Source organism: Capnocytophaga genosp. AHN8471 (assembly GCF_016806945.1).
GTDB lineage: Bacteria > Bacteroidota > Bacteroidia > Flavobacteriales > Flavobacteriaceae > Capnocytophaga > Capnocytophaga periodontitidis.
Genome location: NZ_JAESPJ010000036.1, coordinates 1 through 4,053 on the forward strand (window position 1 = coordinate 1; position 4,053 = coordinate 4,053).

At 31.3% G+C, this 4,053-nt stretch carries 2 protein-coding genes and 1 pseudogene; all 3 read right to left on the reverse strand.

The genetic code is table 11. The features are described from left to right. A partial coding sequence (locus JMN12_RS15415; RefSeq protein WP_238423936.1) for a hypothetical protein occupies positions 1 to 241 on the reverse strand: 241 nt, incomplete at its 3' end. Further along, a complete protein-coding gene (locus JMN12_RS14150; protein WP_203081346.1) occupies positions 228 to 1,247 on the reverse strand; it encodes a hypothetical protein in 1,020 nt (339 codons plus the stop codon). The genes JMN12_RS15415 and JMN12_RS14150, both read right to left, overlap by 14 nt. After that, positions 1,225 to 4,053: pseudogene (locus tag JMN12_RS15420) on the reverse strand (hypothetical protein); the annotation flags it as partial. The gene JMN12_RS14150 and the pseudogene JMN12_RS15420, both read right to left, overlap by 23 nt.

Genomic DNA, 4,053 nt, shown 5'->3' on the forward strand with positions numbered 1-4,053 from the left:
TTATAAAATCATCTAAAGTTCTTATTTCTCTTCCATTAACATTAGGAAATGGTATATCTTTATACATTTTACGAATTATGTCAATATTATCATCTATATATTTGTGAAAATCTTGTTTGGTAAAATTCTGACCGTAAATTCTCCATTTAATTTGAGAAATATCAGTAGCATTGAACAAATCACGTTCAATGAATTGTTCTTTTATAATTTTTGCTGTTACGCAATTTTTACTTTGCTTCAATATCTTGTTTTTCAAAGACATAAAGATTGTCGGAACATCTGATAGCTACTAAATTATCATTTGCTTGAATATCATTGATAAACATTTTGTTTTTCTCATCTTTCTTCTTCTTAGGATTGATAAACATATCTTCACGATGTTCAAATTGTTGGGTTTTAAGATTAAAAATCACCCAAATATTATACACATCACTTCCTTGCTCTCTTGCTAATGTATAGAGTTTATCTTTGTAAAAGAAAACAGTGTGATCGTCTAAAAATATAGATTGCTCATCGCAATAAGCAGAAACATCTATGGTTTCAATTTTTAAATTTTTAGGGTCTAATATTTTGATTGCTTTTCGCTGTATTTGGTAAACAAGGTTATTATGCTCTACTAATTTCATACCCATTTCCTGAGTAGTAAAAAGGACTTCCCCCGTTTGAGCATCTAAAATAAAAGTGGCGTAATTGCTCCAATCTTCGGTATGAGCGAAAAAGATGATTTTATTGTTTGATACTAAAACTCTGCCTTCCATTATTTGGGCAGGTTGGTGGAAATAAGTTTCTAAATCGTATTGCCAAAGAATTTTTTCTTGAATATAATCAAAGGCTGAAATAGTAGTATCATTTCCCAATATTATAGCATATTCATTGATAAAACAATATATTGTTCCATAAATTGTAAATGAATTTAAATTCATTTTTCTTACTAATTGATTTTTTACAATATCATAAAAAAATATATTTGTTTCGTTATTAAAAGTAACAATATTTTTATAATAACGCCTTCTATATTGAAAATCATCATTTATAAATATTTGATAATTTTCTAAATTGAAGTCATATACTTTCTCAGTATCAGACAGTATAAGGTTTTCTACTGAATATATATTGTTGGAGTTTATATTGACAAAGTTATTATTAACATTTGAATATATTTTTTTGTTAGAAACAAAATATAAACTATTTTTTAACAAAAAACTACTAATGTTCTCCTTTTTCTCAATTAATAAATATTTTCTCATAACTATCTAATAAGTGATTATAAATTCTATTGTACATATTACTTTGTTTCAATCCTTCTTTCATAGATTCTGGTAGTAGTTTTTCAATTCTTCCTATTTCCAATTTCTCTATTGCTTTTCTATTCTCCTTTAAGAATTTTTCAAAATCTTGTTTGGTAAAATTTTGACCATAAATTCTCCATTTTATTTGAGAAATATCAGTAGCATTGAACAAATCACGTTCAATGAATTGTTTTTTTATAACTTTTGCTGTTACGCAATCTTGACAATTTTTCACCTCTACACGGAATAAAGTTTTTCTGCTACCATCTAAAGCTTCTATTTCAACTGTTAAGTCTTCCGCTGAGAGTTTTTTAGTTGAACGTGCATTATCTACTTGTTTTTCAAATCTTACAATTTTTCCTTTTAGTAAGTTGTCGAACTCATCATCAACAGCCTTAAGAACACCTTCTGCACCTCTTCTTTGTGAATCGGTTACTTTGCTGTTCTTGTTTAACTTATATATTACCTTTTCGTAAAAATCTTCTAAGGTGGTGTTAGGATTGTCTTCAATCTTTTTAGCTATACTTAATAGCTTATCTAATATTTTTTCATACGAAAACTCACCTTTACCTGAAGCTCTTAAACTGGCTAAAATTTCATCTGTAAAGCCCAATTTTTTGAGTATGGGATTATTACGCGCTTTTGTAAGTGCATTTACAGCGTTTTTGTTATTAAATAAAGCATTAGAGGCTTCTGAATTATTTACACTTTCTCTTAAAAGTCTTTCGCTTTTAGCATATTCTTCTGCTACTTCTTTAGCTGTTTTTTCAGCGGTATCTTCAGCGGTGTGCGCTAATCTTGCATTTGTATCGCCACCTATAGGCGCTGTTCTACCATTGAATAGTTCTTCGGCTATGTCTTCAGATACGTCCTCAAGTCTTTCGGTATTGTTTACTAATACACGTACTCTGTACAAGCCGTTTTGTAATCGTTCGGCTACTTTGCCTGTTGCATTTCTAAAGACTATCAGTAGTTTGCCTGAAGCATTTTTTACATAACGAATGCTTATGCCTATATAACGCAAAGGGTCGGCTATGCGGTTGCAGAATTGCAGGGCTTTTAAGGAAGTGCTTCCTATTTTAGCTAAAACACTTTCGCTTGCAGCGACATCGCCAAAACACAATACTATAATAGGACCTGCTATTGAACCTATAAACTCATTTTTTTTGCAAGGATTGTCTTTGCTAAATTGGTCGCTAATACCTTCTTTAAACAAGAACCACAATTTGCCAAATCCTAAACCTTTGCCATATATTACATTTCCATTATCATCAGTAACTTCTATATTTTCAAGTTGTTGAACAAATTTGCTATTGTTCGCACGTCCTTTTGAAGAACCAAAAGAGGACAATAGTTTGCCTAAATCGGGTACTGTTTTTACGACATCTATCAAGCCGTTGTACATTCCACAGAAAAGGGCAAAATTTGCTTGACTTGCTTCTTTTTGTGCTTTGGATAAATTAGATTCTTCACCTGCGATTTGTTCGGTAATGAGATTGACATAACCTGAAAGATTCAGATAACTAAAGATTTCAGCGTAAATAGGATTATAATTACTTGCTTTACAGTCCCATACAGATTCGGGTATTTTTAATTTTCCTATACCCGAACCTAACATATCAAATAGGTCGTAAGCCGCTGTAAAGCCAAAATCAGTTAACTCTTTTCCTATATAGAACAATTTTCCAAAGAATGAGGCTTGTTCATATTGGAATTTTTCATCCCATTGTTTGAGTGTTTTTCGTAAGTTTTGATCGAAATTATCGCCAACAACAACTTCTTTTACACTTATTTTCTTATCAGAACCATCATATTCTATCCAAAAAACAATTTCATCAGGATTTATAGCTACTTTTTCGTTACCTACATATAGTTGATCTTTTCCATTTTCGTTATGCACAGAAATTTTAGCGGTATTTTCTAAAATATTCTTGTGGGAAAGCAAAATTCTTGTATTTAGGTGGTGATTTTCACCTGTAATAGTGTTTTTAGTGTTTTTAGCGACAATAGAATATAGCTTTTCGGCTAGGTTTTTGCTAAGTTTTTCATCGGCTATTAAGCTATAAATAGTTCCGCCATTTCCGTTGCCACTTCCTATATTAAGCCCCTTGTTTAAAGAACAATCTCTTTTAGAAAGAGTTTTACAAATATATGTATTACCTTCTCTTACTAATATTTCTTCACCTTCAAGACAGTCTTTTCCTCTATTTGTGAAATCAGCAATGATGTATTTTCGATCAATATTTGAATATACTTTTGAATGATTAACGGTTGTTACACCATCTATGCAATCTGTACATAGTAAAAACGCAATACCTCCTCTTGCTTTTATTTCGTTATTTTTTGTTTCAACATATTGAGTGGGGTAATATTTATTGTCTTTTTCATCAGTAACATATTGTAGAACACCACTTTTTGATATTGATAATTCTTTTATTTTCTCAGTCTCATTATCATTAAAACTAACTATTTTATTAGCTACAAAAAAACTTTTACAACTTTTTGTTATATCAAATTTAATAGAGCTACCATCTGTACTTCCTGCAATTATTACTACGCCTCCCTTCAGTTCACCCTCGCTTTGCCCTTGGAAAGCATACAGTTTTACTTTAGGGTCGTTGATTTGCTTCCAGTCGCGGTAGAAGAAGTCTTGCCCCTCATTGTAATCCATTAGGGCAGAGGTTTTGCCTTTGTCGGCATTTTTACCTTTGAAAGGGTGTTCGAGTTTGAAGATGCCGTGCCCGAGTTCGTGGGCTATGGTGCG